Annotated in this window: 22 protein-coding genes; 11 read left to right on the top strand and 11 right to left on the bottom strand. The window is 65.6% G+C overall.

Going from position 1 to position 20,964, the window contains the following annotated elements; all coding sequences use genetic code 11:
- The first annotated feature begins 7 nt into the window (after nt 1–7).
- Nucleotides 8–424, top strand: a complete 417-nt coding sequence (locus tag ACO07I_RS08925; protein ID WP_422016414.1) for a hypothetical protein — start codon at nt 8–10, stop codon at nt 422–424.
- Nucleotides 425–484: 60 nt separating this feature from the next.
- On the opposite strand, the gene ACO07I_RS08930 is transcribed toward ACO07I_RS08925, so the two are convergent.
- The gene (locus ACO07I_RS08930; protein ID WP_422016416.1) at nt 485–934 is read right to left on the bottom strand and encodes a hypothetical protein; all 450 of its coding nucleotides are present in this window, start codon (nt 932–934) and stop codon (nt 485–487) included.
- Between the two features lie 265 nt (nt 935–1,199).
- Complete coding sequence (locus tag ACO07I_RS08935) at nt 1,200–1,505, bottom strand: c-type cytochrome (RefSeq protein ID WP_422016418.1); 306 nt, start codon at nt 1,503–1,505, stop codon at nt 1,200–1,202.
- A gap of 134 nt (nt 1,506–1,639) precedes the next feature.
- On the opposite strand from ACO07I_RS08935, the gene ACO07I_RS08940 reads away from it, so the two are divergent.
- The 7 genes from ACO07I_RS08940 to paoC all read left to right on the top strand — a co-directional run bounded on the left by ACO07I_RS08940 (nt 1,640) and on the right by paoC (nt 8,820).
- The gene (locus tag ACO07I_RS08940) at nt 1,640–1,819 is read left to right on the top strand and encodes a DUF3309 family protein (protein ID WP_298310530.1); all 180 of its coding nucleotides are present in this window, start codon (nt 1,640–1,642) and stop codon (nt 1,817–1,819) included.
- A 209-nt stretch (nt 1,820–2,028) separates the two neighbouring features.
- Nucleotides 2,029–3,084, top strand: coding sequence for a sensor histidine kinase (locus tag ACO07I_RS08945; RefSeq protein ID WP_422016420.1), 1,056 nt, complete (start codon nt 2,029–2,031; stop codon nt 3,082–3,084).
- Complete coding sequence (locus ACO07I_RS08950) at nt 3,084–3,488, top strand: response regulator (protein ID WP_422016422.1); 405 nt, start codon at nt 3,084–3,086, stop codon at nt 3,486–3,488. The genes ACO07I_RS08945 and ACO07I_RS08950 overlap by 1 nt, the downstream gene beginning before the upstream one ends.
- Nucleotides 3,489–4,035: 547 nt before the next feature.
- Nucleotides 4,036–4,368, top strand: a complete 333-nt coding sequence (locus ACO07I_RS08955) for a hypothetical protein (protein WP_422016424.1) — start codon at nt 4,036–4,038, stop codon at nt 4,366–4,368.
- Between the two features lie 637 nt (nt 4,369–5,005).
- Nucleotides 5,006–5,665: an aldehyde dehydrogenase iron-sulfur subunit PaoA gene (gene paoA, locus ACO07I_RS08960; protein ID WP_422016426.1), complete on the top strand. Its 660-nt coding sequence runs from the start codon at nt 5,006–5,008 to the stop codon at nt 5,663–5,665.
- On the top strand, nt 5,662–6,612 hold the full coding sequence (locus ACO07I_RS08965; RefSeq protein ID WP_422016428.1) for an FAD binding domain-containing protein: 951 nt from the start codon (nt 5,662–5,664) through the stop codon (nt 6,610–6,612). Before paoA ends, ACO07I_RS08965 begins: the two co-directional genes overlap by 4 nt.
- 3 nt (nt 6,613–6,615) lie before the next feature.
- The gene (gene paoC / locus ACO07I_RS08970; protein ID WP_422016430.1) at nt 6,616–8,820 is read left to right on the top strand and encodes an aldehyde oxidoreductase molybdenum-binding subunit PaoC; all 2,205 of its coding nucleotides are present in this window, start codon (nt 6,616–6,618) and stop codon (nt 8,818–8,820) included.
- Nucleotides 8,821–8,830: 10 nt separating this feature from the next.
- Here the strand turns inward: paoC and ACO07I_RS08975 are convergent, their stop codons facing one another.
- The 3 genes from ACO07I_RS08975 to ACO07I_RS08985 form a co-directional block, all read right to left on the bottom strand.
- Entirely contained in the window at nt 8,831–9,796 is a 966-nt protein-coding gene (locus tag ACO07I_RS08975; RefSeq protein WP_422016432.1) for a hydroxyacid dehydrogenase, read from the bottom strand.
- Between the two features lie 199 nt (nt 9,797–9,995).
- Nucleotides 9,996–10,574, bottom strand: a complete 579-nt coding sequence (locus ACO07I_RS08980; protein ID WP_422016434.1) for a hypothetical protein — start codon at nt 10,572–10,574, stop codon at nt 9,996–9,998.
- Between the two features lie 91 nt (nt 10,575–10,665).
- Complete coding sequence (locus ACO07I_RS08985) at nt 10,666–11,100, bottom strand: hypothetical protein (RefSeq protein WP_422016436.1); 435 nt, start codon at nt 11,098–11,100, stop codon at nt 10,666–10,668.
- Nucleotides 11,101–11,214: 114 nt separating this feature from the next.
- On the opposite strand from ACO07I_RS08985, the gene ACO07I_RS08990 reads away from it, so the two are divergent.
- Together ACO07I_RS08990 and ACO07I_RS08995 are read left to right on the top strand one after the other, a co-directional pair.
- Entirely contained in the window at nt 11,215–11,553 is a 339-nt protein-coding gene (locus tag ACO07I_RS08990; RefSeq protein WP_422016438.1) for a helix-turn-helix transcriptional regulator, read from the top strand.
- On the top strand, nt 11,543–12,826 hold the full coding sequence (locus ACO07I_RS08995) for a type II toxin-antitoxin system HipA family toxin (protein ID WP_422016440.1): 1,284 nt from the start codon (nt 11,543–11,545) through the stop codon (nt 12,824–12,826). Before ACO07I_RS08990 ends, ACO07I_RS08995 begins: the two co-directional genes overlap by 11 nt.
- Before the next feature lie 7 nt (nt 12,827–12,833).
- Here the strand turns inward: ACO07I_RS08995 and ACO07I_RS09000 are convergent, their stop codons facing one another.
- The 3 genes from ACO07I_RS09000 to ACO07I_RS09010 form a co-directional block, all read right to left on the bottom strand.
- Entirely contained in the window at nt 12,834–13,763 is a 930-nt protein-coding gene (locus ACO07I_RS09000) for a Bug family tripartite tricarboxylate transporter substrate binding protein (protein ID WP_422016442.1), read from the bottom strand.
- Nucleotides 13,764–13,852: 89 nt separating this feature from the next.
- Nucleotides 13,853–14,215: a hypothetical protein gene (locus ACO07I_RS09005; RefSeq protein WP_422016444.1), complete on the bottom strand. Its 363-nt coding sequence runs from the start codon at nt 14,213–14,215 to the stop codon at nt 13,853–13,855.
- 179 nt (nt 14,216–14,394) lie between these two features.
- Nucleotides 14,395–14,811, bottom strand: a complete 417-nt coding sequence (locus ACO07I_RS09010; RefSeq protein WP_422016446.1) for a winged helix-turn-helix transcriptional regulator — start codon at nt 14,809–14,811, stop codon at nt 14,395–14,397.
- Nucleotides 14,812–14,897: 86 nt separating this feature from the next.
- Here ACO07I_RS09010 and ACO07I_RS09015 point away from each other — a divergent pair, with 86 nt between their 5' ends.
- Complete coding sequence (locus ACO07I_RS09015; protein WP_422016448.1) at nt 14,898–15,632, top strand: SDR family NAD(P)-dependent oxidoreductase; 735 nt, start codon at nt 14,898–14,900, stop codon at nt 15,630–15,632.
- Between the two features lie 45 nt (nt 15,633–15,677).
- Here ACO07I_RS09015 and ACO07I_RS09020 read toward each other — a convergent pair whose 3' ends face one another.
- From ACO07I_RS09020 to ACO07I_RS09030, 3 genes are all read right to left on the bottom strand, one after another.
- Nucleotides 15,678–16,466 (bottom strand): hypothetical protein, encoded by a 789-nt coding sequence (locus ACO07I_RS09020; protein WP_422016450.1) that lies wholly within the window; start codon nt 16,464–16,466, stop codon nt 15,678–15,680.
- Nucleotides 16,467–17,017: 551 nt separating this feature from the next.
- Nucleotides 17,018–17,485 (bottom strand): hypothetical protein, encoded by a 468-nt coding sequence (locus ACO07I_RS09025; RefSeq protein ID WP_422016452.1) that lies wholly within the window; start codon nt 17,483–17,485, stop codon nt 17,018–17,020.
- Between the two features lie 42 nt (nt 17,486–17,527).
- On the bottom strand, nt 17,528–20,644 hold the full coding sequence (locus ACO07I_RS09030; protein ID WP_422016454.1) for an ATP-binding protein: 3,117 nt from the start codon (nt 20,642–20,644) through the stop codon (nt 17,528–17,530).
- Nucleotides 20,645–20,964: the final 320 nt, after the last annotated feature.

Genomic DNA, 20,964 nt, shown 5'->3' on the forward strand with positions numbered 1-20,964 from the left:
GGATCGCGTGACACGCCTGCTGGTCTGGCTCCCGCCGTCCAGCAAGTATCTCGACTCGGGCAATCTCGCTTCAGCGCTCAGCACCCGGCTTGTGGCGCAGGGCGTAGCGGTCGAAACGGTGATTTCCCAGCCTCTCGAACTCGAACGCAGCGATTCGCAGGCGCCCTTCATCGCGCGCTTCCGCCCCACACACCGGCTCGAGATCGGCGTGAAGGACGTTTCCAACTCGTCCTCCAGCAGCTTCGGCCAGTCGACGGTCTTCTCCGTCGTCGCCGTGCTCTATCCGGCGACCGGCATGAAGGAGATCCGCAGCGTCCGCCTCGTGGCCACCAAATTCCTCGCCCGCTCGGCGGACGGCGCCCGGGAAGTCGCCGACCAACTGCTCGACCAGCTGCAGGCTTCCGGCATCACGTTCGGGCGTTAGGCTGAGCCTGCCAGCCGAGGTCGTCCTCCGTCAGCGCACGACAGATCTTTGGAGCGCGCGTCACCGCCTCTGGCTGGCGCTCATCGTCTGTCTCGAGGGGAGTTGAAGAAACTCCTGGGGAGGGTTCACGGCCGGCCCCTCCGCGGCAAGCCACCGTCTCGCGAGGCTTTCGTCGGTGAAGAGGCGCACCCGGCGGCGGTGCCCAACGCGCTCCTTCAGCAGGATCGCCATGTCAACCAGCAGAGGGGGTGGGGTCTTGCCCAGATACATCGCGATCGGCCCGGATTGAATGGGCCCGCGCAGGCGCGTGCTCGCGACCATGGTCTGCAGATCTTCGTTGCTGAGGTGAATGTCGGCCCGGCTCAGGTCGAACAGCTTGCAGAAGCCGGCTGCACCCTCTTCCCGCATGGCCTCCCGAAACGCCGTGGCGAAATAGATGTCGAACACGCCGATGCCGTGAATAACGACCAGATGTTCCGGCCGGTAGATCGTCCACGCCAAGGCACCCATAACGCTACTCCCCCTTTGTATCTGCTCCTGTCGCCTCTTGATTTCCCCCTCGAGCATCCTGCAACCAGTCCGGGCGAGAGTCATGTTGTTTCGCGTCAACAGGATCAATGGCCGAACCTATTGCGTGTTAAGCCGCCATCCATTTGCTTCGCCACTGCGATAATCAGCTACGTGAGCGCAATTCTCTCTTCATCTTGAAGTGTCACTGAAGCTTCCGGCGGGTACTCGACGTGACGAACTCCCTCGCCCAGCGTGTCGCCGCGCGTCAGGGCTTCTGGCGCAGACTGAGGATGTAGGTGACCAGGGCATTGCGCTCCTGGGTGCTCAGCGAGAAATCGGGCATGAGCGTGTGGCCGGTGGACAGGTAACGGTCGAGCGTCGCCGCCGTCGTCTCGGGCCGCGCGGCGATGACGCGGAAACTCGGCGCGCTGTCGGAGGCCAGGCGCTGACTGGCTTCCACGACGTGACAGGCCGTGCACCACCGCACGGCGAGTGCGCTGCCGGTCTGGATAGTCTGGGCAGCGGCCGGAAGAGGCATCAGCAGCGACGCCAACGCAAGGGCTCTTCTCATGGCTTCCTCCGCGGATGTGCAACGATTGCCGGTTTTGCACGTTACGGCGGCAACCTTTCATACGTCCGCCCCGAACATTTCCTTGATCTGCATCAAGGCGACTTCACGGACCCGGCTCAACGAGGATCGCCACGATGTCGACGATACTGATCATCATCCTGCTGATCGTGCTGCTGGGCGGCGGCGGCGGCTACTATGGCTACAATCGCTATGGCGGGCGCGGGCTCGGCGGCGTCCTGGGCCTCATCGTCGTTATCCTGCTCGTTCTCTGGCTCGTCGGCGCGCTCGGTGGTGCCGGCCTGGGTCGGCTCTGACACGGGCGGTGCCGTCAGCCGCTCCGCTGATCGTCATCGGGGAATGATAGAGATCCTTGGTTCCGCCTCGCTTTTGGCGTGCGCAGTCGCCACCATAGTCGCAGGCCAGGAACCATTTTCCGAGTCTGGCGTTAATGTAGGTTAAATCAACCTCCGGCATCGTTTGGGATTGGCCGCCAATAGCAAACCCTCGATACGGAGTTATGCTCATGGCGGTGTTGCCGCACGGACTCGGTCCAGAAGCCACGGCCCTCAGCCTGATGCTTGCCGTGATCGCTTCGTCGAATACGCCCTTGTTGCTCCTCGATGGCGACCTGCACGTTATTGCCGCGAGCGCATCGTTTTGCCGCGACTTTCAGATCGAACCGGCCAGCGTCCCCAGAAGTCGATTTTCCGGGCTCGGTCGTGGCGAATGGGCGGCCCCTCAGCTTTCGTCCCTGCTTGAAAGCACGGCTTCCGGCGCAGGCGTTGCTGCCTACGAGTTCGATCTGATACGCGACGGACAGGCCCCGAGGCATCTCGTCATCAACGCCCAGAAACTGGACTATGTCGACAAGGAGCAGGTTCGTCTCCTTCTGGCCATCGCGGATGTGACCGAGGCCCGGGCCAGTCAAAAGCTCCAGGATAATCTTCTGCGCGAGAAGGCCATTCTCCTCCAGGAGGTCCAGCACCGTATCGCCAACAGCCTGCAGATCATCGCCAGCATTCTCCTGCAGAGCGCGCGCAGGGTGCAGTCGGACGAGACGCGTGGTCACCTCCACGATGCCCACAGCCGGCTGATGTCCATCGCGGCCGTCCAGAAGCATCTTGCGTCGACCCAGCTCGGGGAAGTCGAGCTTCGCACCTATCTGGTCCAGCTCTGCAAGAGCCTGGCCGCCTCCATGATCCTCGATCCCGAACTCCTCTCGATCGAGGTCATCGTCGACGAAAGCGTGACGGATGCCGACATCTCGGTCAGCCTTGGCCTGATCGTCACCGAGCTGGTGATCAACGCCCTCAAACACGCTTTCCCGGGACAGCGCGCCGGGAAGATCGTCGTCAGATATGACTCTCACGGCTCCGGCTGGGCGCTTTCGGTCAGCGACAACGGGATCGGAATGCCGTCCGATGCCCAAAGCAGCAAGCCGGGCCTGGGCACGAACATCGTCGAAGCTCTTGCAAAGCGCCTCGATGCGGAAGTCGAGGTCACCGACGCACACCCCGGCACGGCGATTTCGATCGTCCATGCGCACCTGGCGGCGGTAGGCACCGCACGGAGCCTCTGATGCTTGCAAGCGAATCCGCGCCGACAGCCGGCGCCGTCATCTTGGTTGTCGAGGACAACCATCTGATCCTCATGAGTGCCCTCGACCTCATCGCGACCGCCGGCTACGAGGGCATCGCCGCAGCGAACGCGGATGAAGCCATTGCGATCCTGGAGAGGCGCGCGGACGTGCAGCTGGTCTTCACCGACATCGAGATGCCGGGCACCATCGACGGCGTGAAGCTCGCCCACTACATCCGGAACCGCTGGCCGCCCATTCATCTGATCGTTGCGTCCGGCAAACAGGTAAAGGAAGCGAGTCATCTTCCTGCCGGGGCGCGCTTCTTTTCGAAGCCCTACGACAACAATGCGATCATCGCCGAGATCGCCCACATGCTCGCCTCGCCGCCCCCTCCCAGGCACTAGCGTGGTGTCCTGAGCGTCATCGAACGCGCCGCGACAAAGCAGCCTCTCGCCCCGACCAGTCGCCCTCCGTTGATCGCAGGGCAATCGAACGGCCGTAAGGCTCATCACCTCACCGTACCGCAACATCGTCCGCCGCCAAGTACAGCCACATCGCGGTCTCAAGGCTGGCGGACCACCTATTCGGCTCGGCGTTCATTTCGGCCATCCGATCAAGCATGTCGGACAGTCTTTCATCGCCCAAAGTATGAGCGCCAGGTACGCGACAACCGCGATCCAGAGCCCTTTGGGCTCGCCTTGGCGGTCGAGAAGAGTCGGCGACCCGCTCGCCGCCCGGCCTATCCAGGCAAGGACACCGAAGAAGATCGTGAAGAGCAACAGGTCCGCAGCGATCAAAAGAGAATGTGAGTGCAAGGCGCGGCCAGTCGTGTGGATTCCGGACATTGACCGGTCTTCTTAATGCCGGTCGTTTCCTATTACGGGAACGGTGGCTTCGGAATGCAATCTCGTTCTGTCGGCGGTAGGGTCCCTGTCTCGCAGGTCATCGAGGTTGGACGTGAACATACGAGTACGGCAATGGGGGACGTGGATCTTTTCGACGATCTTCTTCGCTTGGATCATCCTGGCTGGCGTCGCGTCCACACCGGTGGCTGCGATCGTGCTGCTCAGCAGCACGGCCTCACCGCCGGAGACGGTATTTCTTCGCCTCTTCGTCGCCTGTGGCCTGCTGTGGGTCGTTCTGCCGGTCATCGCCTATAGTGGCCTGCACGTATGGCAGAAAACACGATTTCCCTGGCTCGCGCTCGTGCCGGGGCTCTTCGCGGTCGCACCAATGTGGCTGGTTGGCGAGTTCACCTTCGGGTGGTTCTGGCAAATGTCATGAATGCCAAGCCGCGGCGCGCGAATGCAATCGATTTGGCGAGCGGATACTGTCGTATCGTTGGCAGGCGAGACCGGAAGTGAACGCCAGGACGCACACGTGGGGGACGTGGATCCTCTCGACGCTCTTCCTCATCTGGGTCGCCGGCTGCTGGGCTTTCTCTTCCATGCTGATCCTGACGATCGGTATCGGAGCCGCCCTATCGCCTTATCCGATGTTGTGGCTTCTCGGTGCTTATTACGCGACCTTCGTGTTGCCACCATGCGTCGCAATACTCGGACTCCACCTCTGGGTGGCGACGCCACGTCCTTGGCTCGCTCTTTTGCCCGCACTCGTTGCAGTCGCAACGATGTGGTTCGCCGGTTCCTTTGCGTTTCGTTGGGGCTGGTGAGGTCGCGGCGGCCGGGGCGCGCCTTTGGACAGGACCACCGCCCTTGCCGATACGCGATCGTCCCGGCCTGAGTGAAGCGGAGTTGCGGCACCTTTCGACGGATTGCCCAGCTCCAACCGGCCGGTAGGCTTGGCACCCACGACGCCGCGCGCGGCAAGAGCGACAGCGGATTCGGCGCAACGATCCCGCAGCAGGCGACGTTGAGCGGCCTGAAACCCGCACCGGCGCCACCGCAAGCAGGAGCCAGCCATGGCCACTCCCCGCGAAAACGATGTGAAAAGACGTACCCTGATGGCGGCCACCGTCGCGACCGCCGCGGTCGGCGCCGTCGCCTCCCGGGCCGGGGCGCAGACGCTTCCCGCGGCTTCGCCCTCTTCTCCCGCCGGCGCCGCTACGCCGACGCTCAAAGTTTCCTTCACCGTGAACGGCAAGCCGCGCGATCTCGATCTCGATCCGCGCACGACGCTGCTCGACGCGCTGCGCGAGGGGCTGCATCTGGGCGGCACCAAGAAAGGCTGCGATCACGGCCAGTGCGGCGCCTGCACGGTGATCCTCGACGGAAGGCGCATCAATTCCTGCCTCACCCTCGCGGTCATGCACCAGGGCGGCGAGATCACCACGATCGAGGGGCTGGGCACGCCCGACAAGCTACATCCGATGCAGGCCGCCTTCGTGAAGCATGACGGCTACCAGTGCGGCTACTGCACGCCGGGGCAGATCTGCTCGGCGGTCGCCGTGCTGCAGGAGATCGAGGCCGGCATCCCGAGCCACGTCACCGCTGACCTGAATGCCAAGCCCGCGCTCGACGATGCCGAGCTGCGCGAGCGCATGAGCGGCAACATCTGCCGCTGCGGCGCCTATTCCAACATCGTCGAAGCCATCGGCGAAGTCGCCGGGAGGAAGGCATGAAGCCCTTCACCTACGAACGCGCCGCCTCGCCGGCCGAGGCCGCCAGCGCCGCCGCCCGCCAGCCGGACGTGCGCTTCATCGCCGGCGGCACCAACCTGCTCGACCTGATGAAGCTGCAGATCGAGACGCCGGCGCATCTGATCGACGTCAATGGCCTGGGCCTCGACAAGATCGAGCCGACGCAAGACGGCGGCTTGCGCATCGGCGCCCTGGTGCGCAACACCGACCTCGCGGCCGCTGCGCGCGTGCGGCGCGACTATGCGGTGCTGTCGCGCGCCCTGCTGTCGGGCGCCTCGGGTCAATTGCGCAATCGCGCGACGACGGCAGGCAATCTCCTGCAGCGCACGCGTTGCCCCTATTTCTACGACACCAACATGGCCTGCAACAAACGCCGCCCCGGCAGCGGTTGCTCGGCGCTGGGGGGCTACAGCCGCCAGCTCGCCGTGGTGGGCGGCAGCGACGCCTGCATCGCCACACATCCTTCAGATATGGCGGTGGCGATGCGCGTCCTCGACGCCACGGTGGAAACCGTGAAGCCGCAGGGCGCCACCCGCACGATCCCGATCGCCGACTTCCATCGCCTGCCCGGTGACACGCCCGAGATCGAGACCGTGCTGGAGCCCGGCGAGCTGATCACGTCGGTGACGCTGCCCAAGCCGGCCGGCGGCACGCATCACTATCGCAAGGTGCGCGACCGCGCCTCCTACGCCTTCGCGCTCGTGTCCGTCGCCGCCATCGTCCAGCCGGACGGCAGCGGCCGCGTGGCGCTGGGCGGCGTCGCGCCCAAGCCGTGGCGCAGCGAGGAGGCCGAAGCGGACATGCCGCGCGGCGCCAAGCCGGTGATGGCAAAGCTGCTCGCCGGCGCCAAACCGACCGAAGAGAACAAGTTCAAACTGCCACTAGCCGAGCGCGCGCTCGCCGCCGTGCTGGCCGAGCCGAGGGGCTGAGCCATGAAATTCGACACGCCCGCCACCACCAATCCGATCGACCGGCTGAAGATCGTCGGCCAGCCGCTCGACCGCATCGAGGGACCGCTGAAGACCACGGGCACCGCGCCCTATGCCTATGAACGTCACGATGTCGTGCCCAACCAAGCCTATGGCCATGTGCTGGGCGCGGCCATCGCCAAGGGCCGCATCGCCTCGATGGATCTCGCCGCCGCCAAGGCAGCGCCCGGCGTGCTGGCCATCGTGACCGCGGAGAATGCCGGCAAGCTCGGCAAGGGCGAGTACAATACCGCGAAGCTGCTGGGTGGGCCCGAGGTCGAGCATTATCACCAGGCCGTCGCGCTGGTGGTGGCCGAGACCTTCGAGCAGGCACGCCACGCCGCCGAGCTGATCAAGGTCGAGTATGCGCCGGGCAAGGGCGCCTACGACCTCGCGGCGTCCCGCGACAAGGCCAAGCCCGCCGGCACCGACGACGAGCCGGCCGACAGTGCCGTCGGCAATTTCGACGGCGCCTTTGCCGCCGCCCCCGTGAAGCTCGACGCCACCTACACCACGCCCGACCAGGCCCATGCGATGATGGAGCCGCACGCCAGCATCGCCGCGTGGGACGGCGACAAGCTTTCGCTCTGGACCTCGAACCAGATGATCGCCTGGAGCGTCGGCGATGTGGCCAAGACGCTGGGCATCGCGAAGGACAAGGTCCATCTGATGTCGCCCTATATCGGCGGCGGCTTCGGCGGCAAGCTGTGGGTGCGCGCCGACGCGGTGCTTGCGGCGCTGGGCGCGCGGGCAGCCAAGCGCCCGGTCAAGGTGGCGCTGCAGCGTCCGCTGATGTTCAACAACACCACCCACCGCCCCGCCACCATCCAGCGCCTGCGCCTCGGCGCGACGAAGGACGGCACGATCACGGCGATCGGCCATGACAGCTGGTCGGGCGACCTGCCCGACGGCAAGCCCGAGACCGCGATCCTGCAGACGCGCCTGCTCTATGCCGGCGCCAACCGCCTGACGCGGCTGCGGCTCTCCGTGCTCGACCTGCCCGAGGGCAACTCGATGCGCGCGCCCGGCGAGGCGCCCGGCATGATGGCGCTCGAGATCGCCATGGACGAAATGGCCGAGAAGCTCGGGCTCGATCCGGTCGAGTTCCGCATCCGCAACGACACCCAGGTCGATCCCGAGAAGCCCGAGCGCAAGTTCTCGCAGCGCCAGCTCACCGAATGCCTGCGCATCGGCGTCGAGCGCTTCGGCTGGTCCGCCCGCAAGGCGCAACCCAAGCAGGCGCGCGACGGGCGCTGGCTGGTCGGGCTCGGCATGGCCGCCGCCTATCGCGGCTCGCCGGTGATCAAGTCGGGCGCGCGCGTGCGGCTCGACGCCAAGGGCATCGTGACCGTCGAGACCGACATGACCGACATCGGCACCGGCAGCTACACGATCATCGCCCAGACCGCGGCGGAGATGATGGGCGTGCCGCTGGACAAGGTGGTGGTGAAGCTGGGCGATTCGGCCTTTCCGGTCTCGGCCGGTTCGGGCGGACAGTTCGGCGCCAACTCCGCGACCGCCGGCGTCTATGCCGCCTGCGTGAAGCTGCGCGAGGCGGTGACGGGCAAGCTCGGCCTCAACGCTGCCAACGCGCAGTTCGCCGACGGCCAGGTCCGCTCGGGCGAGCGCAGCATCGCGCTCGCCGAGGCGGCGAAGGAGGCTGAGCTGGTGGCCGAGGATTCGATCGAGTTCGGCGGGTTGGACAAGAAGCACCAGCTCTCGACCTTCGGGGCGCATTTCGTCGAGGTCGGCGTCGATGCCGCCACGGCCGAGGTGCGGATCCGGCGCATGCTGGCGGTCTGCGCCGCCGGCCGCATCCTCAACCCGAAATCGGCGCGCAGCCAGGTGATCGGCGCCATGACCATGGGCGCGGGCGCGGCGCTGATCGAGGAGCTGGCGGTCGACACGCGCCACGGCTTCTTCGTCAACCACGACCTCGTGGGCTACGAGGTGCCGGTCCATGCCGACATCCCGCACCAGGAGGTGATCTTCCTCGACGAGACCGATCCGCTGTCCTCGCCGATGAAGGCCAAGGGCGTCGGCGAACTCGGCATCTGCGGTGTCGCCGCCGCCGTCGCCAACGCGATCTACAACGCCACCGGCGTCCGCGTCCGCGACTACCCGATCACGCTCGACAAGCTCCTGGAGAAGATGCCGGACGTGGGGTGAGGTTCAAGCCTCACCCCACCACGCACTTCGCCGGCAGCGGTGTGCCATCGAGCACGTAGAAGATGTTCTCGACGGCCTGCACGGCGACCCGCTCCAGCGACTGGCGCGTCGAGCCGCCGATATGCGGCGTGAAGACCACGTTCTTCTGCGTCCACAGCGGATGGGTGGGATCGGGCGGCTCGACCACGAACGTGTCGAGCGCGGCGCCGGCGAGATGGCCGCTCTCCAGCGCGGCGACCAGCGCCCCGTCATCGACCAGCGGGCCGCGGCCGGCATTCACCAGGAAGGTGCCCTGCCGCATGCGGGCAAGTGCCGCCGCGTCGATCATGCGGTCGGTCTCTTCCGTCAGCGGACAATGCAGGCTGACGATGTCCGCCCATTCGAGCAGCTCATCGAGCACATCGACGCGGCCGACGCCCTCGGGGACCGCGTCCGGCGCGAGATAGGGATCGTAGATCCGGATGTCGAGATCGAACGGCCGGCAGAGCGCGACCAGCGAGGAGCCGACGGCGCCGCAGCCGACGATGCCGAGCTTCGAGCCCGACAGCTCGCGGCCCATGAAGGCCGATTGCGGCCAGGTGCCGTGCTTCAGCGCCGTGTCGAACGGCACCATGTAGCGCAGCACGGAGATCATCATGCCCAGCGCCAGCTCGGCCACCGAGCGGGCATTGGCGCCGTGCGTGCGCAGCACCGCGATGCCGCGCGCGCTGGCGCACGCGACGTCGATATTGTCGTAGCCGACGCCATGCTTGGACACGACGCGCAGGTCGGGCGCGGCGTCATACACGGCCGGCGTGATCTTGGTTGTGCGCACCAGGATCGCATGGGTCGGCGCCTCCGACACCGCCGCGATCATCTCGGCCTCGCTGGCCCGCGTCGGCAACATCCGTACCTCGGCGCCACGTGCCTCGAGCAACGCCATTGCCGCGGGTGCGAGCACGTCGGAGTTGATGATGATTCGTGGGGTATTCTTCATTGGGGTGCCCTCTCCCGCTGCAACATTAGGATGATGTTTAGCGGGACTGACAGCAAGACCCTAGCCCGTAGTCCGGGGGTGTCGCTTACCTTCTCTCTTGCCCATCATCGAATTTCGACTTCATTGCCGACGGGCCGATGGCGAACGGCCGACCAGCAGTAGGCGAGTGTGGCGGCGACAACGGGCAGAACAAGCGCACCTATCCGCATGCGACTTCAATAAACAGATAGTCAGGGCGTATTTCCGTTATCCGACGATAGCCGCAGTACACGATGTTCCGAGTCAGTCGATTCGATCCAATCGACGCCTTCAGGCCTTCTGACCATTGCTCTACTGGCAGGAGTAGCTCGCTGGAAGCGCTTCGCAGCAGAATCCGATCCCATGGAAATCGCTGATAAGCATAACAAACGGTGAAGGCAGAACTTGAATGTGCCTTTTCCGGAAGATCGCAATCGACCAGCTTTGCCAGCGCATAAGGCACCAGCCGGTCTTCGGCGCTTCGATAGACTTCGGGGTCAAAAATTCGAGAGACGGTTATCGCGGCGACAAGCGCCCAGGAGAAGGCGCTCGCAAACTCCATCCGCCACAGGCGCATCGACATCATGACCGGGCTTACAACAAGATACCAACCTAGAAAAAACAGCCATGCGAAGTCATACCAACTCGCTCTGCTTCCTCCAGTGTGGAACTCATTTGCCAGTTCACCAACAAGCACCAGGGCAAGAGCGAGACATACGAAGACCGCTATTGGACCAAACGCCCGCGCAACATATTGCATTCGAGGTCTTCACTCTGGATTGTCTTGTTCGAAAATTTATCACGCCAAAGACGTATGTGTCCCTTGGCATCAACATCCCTGAGTTGGACAGTCATTCTAAAGGGCAAGATAGGACCAGCCCGCCCCAGAACAGCGGCAGCACCACGACGGGGACCCAGACAAGCGGCGCGATCGGCAGCGCGATCAGCACGACACCGGCGATCTGTGCGGCGACCAGCCAGGGGAAGAGGCTTCGAAACATCGCCATGGTCAGGGTATGGCCCAGGGCGTGGAGGCAATACACACCCTTGTCGATGTAATCGGGCGGCACCTGGTCGAGAGAAGAAACGTGCGAGAAGAAGATCGCCCATGCGGCAACGAAGGCGATGCCCAGCCGGAGGAGCACGGACGGGCGATCCACCCATTCGATCAGGCGATGGTACGAATCGATCAACGAGGCGCCTCGCATGCTCCCTCTATGCGAGGTCAAGCGTAGCACAAGCGACACGAGCAGGATGGCAAAGCCAAGATGCCACGCAAGATCCATTAATAGCTCTTAACATCTATTAATAACCGATTAATAGAGCGTATTCATTGACGCCGCCGCATGCTGGTCTATAAATAGATCATTACAGATTTCACCGCTCTTTTAATGGATCAAATGCCCAAGCCGCCCGACCGCCCCTATTCCCGCTACAGCCGGGACGCGCTGACGCTGCTGGGACAGATGATCCGGCGGGCGCGGATCGAGCGCGGGCTCACGGTCGCGGAGCTGGCGACGCGGGCCGGGGTGTCGCGCGGGCTGATCCAGCGCATCGAGCGCGGCGATCCGGGCTGCACGATCGGGGCAGTATTCGAGACGGCCGCCATCGTCGGTGTCCGCCTGTTCGATGCCGCCCCCGGCGTCCTGGGACAGGCCATCGGCACCAACGCCGCCATGCTGGAGTTGCTCCCCAAGTCCGTCCGAGCCTCAGCCAAGGAGGCGAAGGATGACTTCTAGCGAGGCTCCCGGGAAGAACGATCGGGAGGCCTATGTCTGGATCTGGCTTCCGGGCGCCACGGAACCGGTCGTGGCCGGCCGCCTGTCGGCCCAGGCCAACAGGCTCCACTTCCTGTATGGCCGCAGCTATCTGGCGCGCGACGACGCCATCGCGATCTACGATCCGGAGCTGCCGCTGCGGCGGGGCCCGCTTCCGCTGCTCGACAACCTGTCGATGCCGAGCTGCCTGCGCGATGCGGCGCCCGACGCCTGGGGCCGCCGCGTCATCGTCAATCGCAGGCTGGGCGCGCGCGGACAGGACATCGACACGACCCGGCTCGATGAGCTGACCTACCTTCTGGAGTCGGGCTCCGACCGGATCGGCGCCCTCGACTTCCAGCGCTCGGCCACGGTGTACGTCCCACGCGACGCGGCGGGCGCCACGATGAAGGCGCTGCTGACGGCAGCGGACAAGGTCGAGCGCGGCGTGCCGCTCAATCCCGATCTCGACCAGGCGCTGTTTCACGGCAGCTCGATCGGCGGCGCCCGCCCGAAGGCGCTGATCGCCGACGGCGACCGCAAGTACATCGCCAAGTTTTCCGCGCAGGGCGACGTCTACAGCGTGGTCAAGGCCGAGTATGTGGCGATGCGCCTGGCGGCCGAGGCCGGCCTCGACGTTGCGCCGGTTGCCCTCAAGCGCGCCGCCGGCAAGGACGTGCTGCTGATCGAACGTTTCGATCGCCGCCGGCAGGCCTCCGGCTGGGCACGGCGCGCCATGGTGTCGGCGCTCACGCTGTTCGCCTTGGACGAGATGATGGCGCGCTACGCCAGTTACGAGGACCTCGCCACGATCGTGCGCCACCGCTTCGCGACGCCCCGGGAAACGCTCCGCGAGCTGTTCTCCCGCCTGGTGTTCAATATCCTGTGCGGCAACAGCGACGATCACGCGCGCAATCACGCCGCCTTCTGGGACGGCAACGAACTCGCTTTGACGCCCGCCTATGACATCTGCCCGCAGCCGCGCTCCGGGACGGAGGCGAGCCAGGCGATGCTGGTCCTCGGCAACGAGCGCCAGAGCCAGCTCTCCCTGTGCCTGCGGGCCGCCCCCACGTTCCTGCTCAAGCCCGCCATGGCGCGCCGGATCGTGAAGCACCAGATCGACGTCATCACGAAGCGATGGGACGCGGTGTGCACCGAGGCGCGCCTGTCGATCACAGACCGCCGCTATTTCTGGCGGCGGCAGTTCCTCAATCCGTTCGCTTTCGAGGGATTGCCCGCGTCGCTGCAGGCGTAGCCCCACCCTATTCCCCCTTCAGCAGTCCATCCTTGACCATCTGGGCCGCGGCGGCGTCCTCCTGCTTCAGGAGGGCGTCGTAGGCGTCGGGGGTCAGCGCGCGCGGCTCGCTGCCGAGGCTCTTCAGCTTGGCCTGGACCGCCGGATCGTCGAGCACCTTCTGCAGCGCGTCGGCCAGGATCCTGACCGTGGCGGGCGGCGTCTTCGCGGGCGCGAGCAGGCCCGCGACGGTGACGACCTCGAAGCCCTTCAGGCCGAGCTCGTTGAGGGTGGGTGTCTCGGGCAGGTCGGCGGCGCGCTTGAGGCTGGTCACCGCCAGCGGCTTGACCGCGCCGGCGCGCAGTTGGCCGAACGAGTTCGGAAGCTGGTCGACGACGGCGTCGATGTTGCCGGCCAGGAGAGCCGCGATGGCTGGCGCCGAGCCCTCGTAGGGGACGGCGGCGAACCGGGCGTCGAGCCGCTGCTGGAGGCGCAGGATCGCCAGATGGCTGGTCGTGCCGTTGCCGGCATGGCCGATCCGCACCGCGTCGGGGTGGGCCTTGGCGTGGGCCGCCAGCTCGGCGAAGCTCTGGAAGCGGCTCGAGGCCGGCACTCCGATCACCAGCGGCGTCTCCGACACCGGGCCGAGGCCGGCGAAGTCGTCAACCGTATAAGACGCCTTGGGGACCAGGCGTGGCGCCAGCACCAGGCCGGTCGTGCCGGCCAGCAGCAGCGTGTAGCCGTCGGGTTTGGCTTTCGCGGTAGCGGCCTGCGCGGTCCGCGCGGCCGCGCCAGCGCGGTTCTCGACGAGCACGGGCTGGCCCAGAACCTTCGACAGCGCCGGACCGACCGCGCGCGCGGCCCCGTCGAGCATGCCGCCGCGCGCATCGCCCACGAGGATCGTGATGGGTTGGGTCGGGAAGGCACCGGCGTTCGTCTTCGCCAAAACGGGACGCACGAGCGCCGCGCCGGCCAAGGACAGGCACAGCGCGACGAAGTCTTTCCGCCCGATCGTTCCGCGCGCCGGGCTTCGGCCGTCGCGCCTGATCAGCAGTAGGGTGCCGTACGGGTGCGGTAGCCGTCGTAATACTGGCTGCCGCAGACGACCTGCTGCTGCACCACCTGGTCCTGATAGCCGTTCTGGCCGCGATTGGTCACGGTCACGTTCGTGTAGCGGCGGCCGTCGGCCTGGTTGTAGCGGCCCTGGCCCTGCTGGTATGGGTTATAGGCCGGCTGGTTCTGGTAGTAATTCGGCGCCGGCTGGCCATAAGCATAGCGCGGCGGCGGCGGCGCGTTGTTGTAATAGGCCGGCGCGGGCTGATAGGCGCCGGTCGGCGGACCATAGGCATCGTTCTGGCAGGCCGCAGCCGCCAAGCCGATACCGGCCACCAGCGCGAGCCTCGCAGACATACCCATCATCATCCTATCCTCCGGCATTCGGTTCCTGGCGCGTCAACGCGTTCAGCCCCGTGGAGTTGCCTGGTGCCGCCACGCCGCCGGGGACAGGTCCACCCTGGCACTGAAAGCGCACGAAAAAGCGGCGCGTCGGAGGAGCAGTCGTGGCGACGACAGCGACGGCGACGGAACGGTCAATCCGAAGCGGGTCGCTCTCCCCCGGACGCAGAAGCCGCGCGCTGAGCGAACACCCGCGTCACCTCGGCGAGGTTGTCCGTGCCCCAGGTGCAGAGCGGCACGAGCGCCTGGGCGAGGCTCCCGCCCAGCGGGGTCAGGGCGTAGTCGACCCGCGGCGGGACCTCCCTGTAGTCGGTCCGTTTGACGAGGCCGTCGGCGGTCAGCTCCTTGAGCTGCTGGATCAGCATCTTGTCGCTGACGTCGCGCATGGCGCGGCGCAGCTCGCCGTAGCGGGTCGGGCCGCCCTGGGCCAGGAAGTAGAGGATCAGCGGCTTCCACTTGCCGGCGATCACCCGCAGCGTCGCGTCGAGGCCGCAGGTGAAGCCCGGCAGGGTCGGGGTGCAGGTCGGGGCCTGCGTCGAGGTCTCTGACATTTCTTGCCTACTTACCAAAAGGTGCATACTTGTCCTTAGGTGGGTACGCCTCCAGTTCTGTGCAACCTCAAACGCAGGAGCACAGGATGAGCAGACTCAAAGGAAAGACGGCGGTGATCACGGGCGGCGGCACCGGCATCGGGCTGGGCGCCGCGCAGCGCTTCGTCGAGGAAGGCGCCTTCGTCTATCTCTTCGGCAGACGGCAGGAACAGCTCGACGCCGCCGTGGCGAAGCTCGGCGCTTCGGCGCGCGCCGTGCGCGGCTCGGTGACCGACCTGGCCGACCTCGACCGGCTGTACGAGACGGTCAAGACGGAGCGCGGCGGGCTCGACATCCTGTTCGCCAATGCCGGCACCGGCGCCTTCGCCCCGCTGGGCGCGATCACGCCGGAACAGTACGACCAGATCTTCGACGTCAACGTGAAGGGCCTGATCTTCTCGGTGCAGAAGGGCCTGCCGCTGATGAAGGCCGGCGGCTCGATCATCCTCACCGGCTCGACCACCGGCGAGATGGGCACGGCGCAGTTCAGCATCTACAGCGCCACCAAGGCCGCTGTGCGCAACCTGGCGCGCAGCTGGGCGCTCGACCTCAAGGGCACCGGCATCCGTGTCAACGTCCTGTCGCCGGGACCGACCCGGACGGACCTGGCGCTCGAGGTGGTGGGCAAGGAAGCCTTCGAGGCGATCGGCGCCATGACGCCGCTCGGCCGCATCGGCGAGCCGTCGGAAACCGGCGCGGTGGCGGCGTTCCTCGCCTCCTCGGATTCGAGCTTCATGACCGGCGGCGAGGTCTTCGTCGATGGCGGCCTGGCGCAAATCTAGGGCGTGCTTGACACGCGCCTGCACGGCGCGCGTAACGCACTCCGTTCAGCGCGACCGCTGAAGCGGCGTGGGTGTCAGCGGGCTCGGCGCCAGCGGTGCGGGCGCCGGCTCGGCCGAGCTGGGCGGCCGGCCGCGCGTCGGGTCGTAGGCGGCGGGAGCGCCGGTCGCGGGGTCGCCGAGCGGGGTCACCTTCACGGTCGCGTCGGCCTCGGTCGCCGCGGCCGGCGTGACCGCGGGGCCGAGGGGAACAGGGGCACCGGGCGCGGCCACCGGGAGGCCGGGCCCGGGCTGGGTCCCCGGCGTGGCGGGCGCGGGCCGTCCGTCCTGCTGGGCCACCGCCTTGGCGGCGGAGGACGTATAGAGCCACTCGTCGGCGCCGCGGGTGGTGCCTTCCTTGAAGATGGCGATGGCGCGCTTCCTGTCGCCAGCCTTCCAGTAGGCCTCCGACACGTCGCGATAGACCATGCCGGTGGCGCTGGGCTTGTTGTCCTTCGGGACCCGCTGGAGGGCACCCTTGGCACGGTCGAAGCTGCGCTCGCCGGCGGCCAGGTTGCCGCTCAGGATCTGATATTCGGCCAGGCTGCTATAGGCGAGCGCCAGGGTGCCGCAATTGTAGTTGGTGGTGGAAGAGCACTGGTCGGCCGCCGAGTATTTCTCGACCTCCTTCTGCGCCAGCAGCGTCGCCGTCTTGAGGTCGCCGCCCTCCGACGCCCGCAGCGCCTGCTCCTGGTAGGAGGTGCTGTCGCTGGCGCAGGCCGGCAGAAGTGCAGCGGCCGCGCCGACGACGACGAGCTTCAGGACCTGCGTCCAACGATCCCCCAGCAGCCCGGCCATCTCAGTTCCCTGTCGAACCCGAAGGCCGTCGATCAGCCTCCCCCACCCCGTCTTATGGCGGGCGACCGCTCCGAACGAAAGGGGGGATTTGAGGGCTGGACGATGCCCGGCCCCTGGAGCGTCCGGACATTTCGAAGCAATGTCCGGGAGCGGCGCGCAGCTTCGACACCCGATGGTTCCCCACGCGGGACGTGAAGGGACCGCAAGAAGATGCAAGGATCCCGGCCAATGGAGCGTCTTCACAGAAGTCGATGCGGGCGACAGATCGCGGAACATGTCGATCTTGCCGCCAACCCACTCGGCATGAGTTGGTCGCTCTCGGCTACGATACCGCGTCCTCATCCTGGGCAAGCGGGGATGATCGGCGTGTCCTCACGCCGCTGGTCGAGAACGAATGAGACTTCAACGCCGACTAGCGCGCCAACCGCACGCGCCTGGATTGCCTCTGGTTCCGCTTCCAATACGGCCGGTCACCCTTGTGGGCATGCCGGCGCGATCATCGCCTCGGCAATACTGCGCGTGGTGCGCCACCAGGACTAGAAGAAGGTCGACTACGCGGGTTTTGGGCAGAAAATGAAAATGGTATCGCCCTCATTGCCCTTGAGAAACAGGGCCGTTGTCTCGCCATCGTGGGCGAGCACATAGAACTTGAGAGGATGGTCATAACCCTCCGCAAGGCGGCGGTTCACCCATGCCACCATCTGCTTTGCGTCCCTTTCGGAAAATTGAAAAGCGTCACGCAACCAGTTGGCTTCATTCTTGGGATAGCCTTTCTTCTCGTTGTCTGGATCCTGGTACACCTTGTTTTTCTTGAAGAGGAAGTTCGCAAAGGTCCCAAAGGCGAACGAGTTGCCATTCTCGCGCTTGAATTCCGCAAACAGACTTCGCGTAGTCTCAAGTTCCTTGCCCAGGGCGTCATTCATGGCGTTGGCCACACCTATATATGCACGGTTGAGTGGCTCAAATCCCAGCATCGCCATAGCTACTTCGGCGGCTCGGTCAACTCCGTCAGAAACCATCTCCCACTCCCTAGTTGGTGGCCTCAGCTTAACAGCCCCTGGTTACACGTGCGACAACTCTTGCGCGCGCGCCGCCTCCGGTTGCAGCCCCATCTGAGTGAACAGGTCTCGTGCTTGGGCGGCTTGCAGACGCCAGCTCGCGCCATCGGCGGCCTGCCGGCCGGCGTCCGCCAGTGTCAGGAGGCATCGGGCCTGTTGAGGCAACGCCCCGCACGCCCGGGCCAATGCGGCGGCCTGCGTCAGCTCTGAGACAGCCCGCGCATACTGCGATTTTCCGAGCGCCAGACAGGCCACCCCGATCAATCGGCCAGCGGTGACCTCAAGCCCCCTGAATCCCCGTGACCGAGCGACTTCCCGGGCGTCCATCAAATGCTGCAGCGCCAGCGTGGCATCGCCTTCGACCAAGGTCAGGCCGCCCCGAAAGATCGAACCCGCCACGAAAGCGACGACGTGATTTAGACGCGAGGCCGCCGCCAATGCGCTCTCCAGCATCGACCTAGACTCCTCCTTCCGGCCGCTCGCCACATAGGCCGCCCCGAGATGCGTCTCGACCAGGAGCTGAAATGTCGGGAGACCCGCCTCAAGGCAGAGCTCGCGGCTCCGCTCCAGGCTCAGCACGGCCTCAACCGGCTTGCCCTCCAGCATCGATGTGACGCCGCGTCCATAGAAAGCCAAGGCCCGGTCGTACGGCCGCGCCGTACGCGCCGCAATTTCATCGGCGCGGCCGGACGCCTCGCCGGCGCGGTCGAAACGCCCTAGCGACCCGAGGCAGGTCGCACGCATCATGTGGCACGACACAGACGTCGTGGCGCTGCCGCCCGATCTCGCGAACTCGCGCTCTCCGACGTACCAGGCTGCAGCGCCGTCGAGTGCAGCCAGCGCATCCACGTAACTGCCGGCGGCATAGCGTGCCTGCCCCAGGACGAAACTTGCCGCGGCAGAAGCCGCATCGTCCTGCGCAAGTTGTGCGGACGCGCGGGCCGTCTCGGCAGCAGGAACAGCGTCTTTGGGCTCGCCCGCGAAGTTCAATGCCCATGCACGATGGAGACTCGCGGATATGATGCGGGCTTGGTCTCCGCACACCCGAGCTTCGGAAAGCGCTTCATCGGCGAATTTCAGCCACGTCGCGAAATCGGATGTCGGTGCTATCGCCCCCCTCAACATGAGCCGAACATCGATCCCACGCTTGATGCTGGAGAGCGTTCTTGGCGCCTTGCCTATATATTCCAGGGCGCGCTGGCAGGAGGCGAGCGCCGCAGAATAGGACGATGTGTCGATCGCGCTGTCGGCCGTCATCTGTTCGTAGTCCGCTGCCTTTTCCCAGAGCTGGGCTTGGGCGGCGTGATAAGCGACGATTCCCGACCAGTTGCGCAACTGGTCGGCGTAGCGTCGCTCAATCGCATCTACAGCGCTGCGATGCAGCCTGTAGCGATCTTCACGGATCAGAGCACCGTAGGCCGCTTCGCGGATGAGCTCGTGGCGGAACTCGACAAACCCATCGATCCCGTCGGGATTGTCGAACAGGATGTGCCGTCTGGCGAGCTCCTGGAGGGCATCTGTCAGAAATGCGGGCTCGACCGCCGCCACGTCCGCCAGAAGAGCGCGTGGAAATCGTCGACCCAGCGGAGAGGCCGTCCGGACGAGGGTCCTGACAGGCCCCGCCAGCGCGTCGATACGCGCCGCCGCAACCGCTTGCACGGATCGGGGCGCCGCGATCTCCGATCCATCCCCCGCCGCCCGGCAGTCGCCCAGAACACCACTAAGGGCACCCGTCTCGAGAAGGTGGCGAACAGTCTCCTCGAGAAAAAGCGGAAGCCGGCCCGTCCATTCCAGGAGCCGCCGTTTCAGCGCCCAGACCGAAGGATCTCCTCCCAGTAGAATCTCCAATAGCTCTTCGGCGACAGGATACGAGAACTCGGCAAGCGTGATCCTCGACACGTGCTCGTCGTCGGCCGGGATCCCCTCCATCGGCCTGTGCGTCACGATGATGCTGACACGTCCCGCAGGACGCTCAGTGATGATCGAGACCAGCAGCTCGCGCGATTCGGTATCTGCCCAGTGGAAATCGTCCACGACCAGGATCAGGGGCTGCTCGTGTTGCGCGCTTTCGATGAGAGCCAGCACGCTCCGCTCGATGAGCCTCCGCCGAGCGTGCAGGTCCATTTCGCGCCAGGCCCGTTCGTCGCTCGCTATGTTCAGAACTGCGCAAAGCGCCGCCTCGGCGCCCACCGGTAGGTTTGAGGTCGCGAGGCGGCTCCGCAACGCCTCAAGCACATCCTCGGGCAGCGCGGCCTCATCTACTCCCAACCACTGACGGAGAAGCTGTCGTAAGGTCGCAAATGGTGCCCGGTTGGTCGTCGCTTCAGCATGTGCATCCCAGATCGTGCAAGGCGCCTCAAGGGACCGCGCGACACCAAGCAGCTCATGCAGCAAACGCGATTTTCCGATGCCCGGATCGCCGCCGATCATCAGCAACTGCGTCGATCCCCCGACGGCCTGCAGGAGACGTCGGCGCAGCTCCTCCAGTTCGACGGATCGGCCGACGAACCGCGAAAGTCCGGATTGCCGGCGATCCGCCCATCGCGACCGTTGGGCAAGACCATTCAGTTCCCAGATATCAATCGGCTGGTCGAATCCCCGGAACATCACGCCAGGCCGCTTCTTTGCCTCGACGGCACCCCGCACCAGGGCATGCGTGCTGTCCGAAATGAGGATCCTGGAAGAGTCCGCAAGCTGCTCAAGACGTGCCGCGAGATGGGCGGCGGGGCCCGTAACATCGTAGGTGCTCGCGAAGTCACCGGCATCGATATGGGCGACCACCTCACCCGAATTGATGCCGATGCGGATTGATATCTCCCGATCGGGCAGCTCTGCAAACCGATCGCGCATCAGCAGGGCGGCCCGACAGGCGCGTAGCGCATGGTCCTCGACGGCGATCGGCGCGCCAAAGAGGGCCATGATACCGTCACCCTGAATACGATTTACCATCCCGCCCGCTTCACGAACGGTAAGAGTCATCAACTCTATCGCCGGCCGTAGCTTGGCCATGGCGTCCTCGGGATCGAGAAGCTGGATGATCCGAGTCGAGTTGCGGATATCGGCGAACAGAATCGTCAGGAATTTCCGCTCGGCCGCTTCGAGGACATTGCGCCCAGCCACTGCTCCCGGCAGGGCGGTCCCACAATCGGCGCAGAATTTTGCCCGAAGCCCAGAATCTGCCCCGCACGCCAGGCAACGGACAATTCCTGTAGAAACGGTAGTAATCGGCACCGCACTATCCTCGGGCACCCGCATCCGTGGGCACCGCATGCCTAGGAGCGGACTGGACTAACTATAAACTAAGCTGCGACGAAGTTGGACTCTCAAAGGGATGCCACACGCTGCCATTTGCCGTGGTAAGGCCGATGCCCGCCGGCGTTGTGGCTTGGACCCGCCCTTTATACGCGCACGATTAATGTGCTATGCTACCGAATTCAGCC

This window comes from Reyranella sp., from assembly GCF_965227665.1.
Classification (GTDB): domain Bacteria; phylum Pseudomonadota; class Alphaproteobacteria; order Reyranellales; family Reyranellaceae; genus Reyranella.

Bases quoted from the DNA above. Each gene is read 5' to 3' on its own strand.
- ACO07I_RS08930 (WP_422016416.1), bottom strand. From the start codon at position 934: ATGGGTGCCTTGGCGTGGACGATCTACCGGCCGGAACATCTGGTCGTT.
- ACO07I_RS08935 (WP_422016418.1), bottom strand. From the start codon at position 1,505: ATGAGAAGAGCCCTTGCGTTGGCGTCGCTGCTGATGCCTCTTCCGGCC.
- ACO07I_RS08940 (WP_298310530.1), top strand. From the start codon at position 1,640: ATGTCGACGATACTGATCATCATCCTGCTGATCGTGCTGCTGGGCGGC.
- ACO07I_RS08945 (WP_422016420.1), top strand. From the start codon at position 2,029: ATGGCGGTGTTGCCGCACGGACTCGGTCCAGAAGCCACGGCCCTCAGC.
- ACO07I_RS08950 (WP_422016422.1), top strand. From the start codon at position 3,084: ATGCTTGCAAGCGAATCCGCGCCGACAGCCGGCGCCGTCATCTTGGTT.
- paoA (WP_422016426.1), top strand. From the start codon at position 5,006: ATGGCCACTCCCCGCGAAAACGATGTGAAAAGACGTACCCTGATGGCG.
- ACO07I_RS08965 (WP_422016428.1), top strand. From the start codon at position 5,662: ATGAAGCCCTTCACCTACGAACGCGCCGCCTCGCCGGCCGAGGCCGCC.
- paoC (WP_422016430.1), top strand. From the start codon at position 6,616: ATGAAATTCGACACGCCCGCCACCACCAATCCGATCGACCGGCTGAAG.
- ACO07I_RS08975 (WP_422016432.1), bottom strand. From the start codon at position 9,796: ATGAAGAATACCCCACGAATCATCATCAACTCCGACGTGCTCGCACCC.
- ACO07I_RS08980 (WP_422016434.1), bottom strand. From the start codon at position 10,574: ATGCAATATGTTGCGCGGGCGTTTGGTCCAATAGCGGTCTTCGTATGT.
- ACO07I_RS08985 (WP_422016436.1), bottom strand. From the start codon at position 11,100: ATGGATCTTGCGTGGCATCTTGGCTTTGCCATCCTGCTCGTGTCGCTT.
- ACO07I_RS08990 (WP_422016438.1), top strand. From the start codon at position 11,215: ATGCCCAAGCCGCCCGACCGCCCCTATTCCCGCTACAGCCGGGACGCG.
- ACO07I_RS08995 (WP_422016440.1), top strand. From the start codon at position 11,543: ATGACTTCTAGCGAGGCTCCCGGGAAGAACGATCGGGAGGCCTATGTC.
- ACO07I_RS09005 (WP_422016444.1), bottom strand. From the start codon at position 14,215: ATGTCTGCGAGGCTCGCGCTGGTGGCCGGTATCGGCTTGGCGGCTGCG.
- ACO07I_RS09010 (WP_422016446.1), bottom strand. From the start codon at position 14,811: ATGTCAGAGACCTCGACGCAGGCCCCGACCTGCACCCCGACCCTGCCG.
- ACO07I_RS09015 (WP_422016448.1), top strand. From the start codon at position 14,898: ATGAGCAGACTCAAAGGAAAGACGGCGGTGATCACGGGCGGCGGCACC.
- ACO07I_RS09020 (WP_422016450.1), bottom strand. From the start codon at position 16,466: ATGGCCGGGCTGCTGGGGGATCGTTGGACGCAGGTCCTGAAGCTCGTC.
- ACO07I_RS09025 (WP_422016452.1), bottom strand. From the start codon at position 17,485: ATGGTTTCTGACGGAGTTGACCGAGCCGCCGAAGTAGCTATGGCGATG.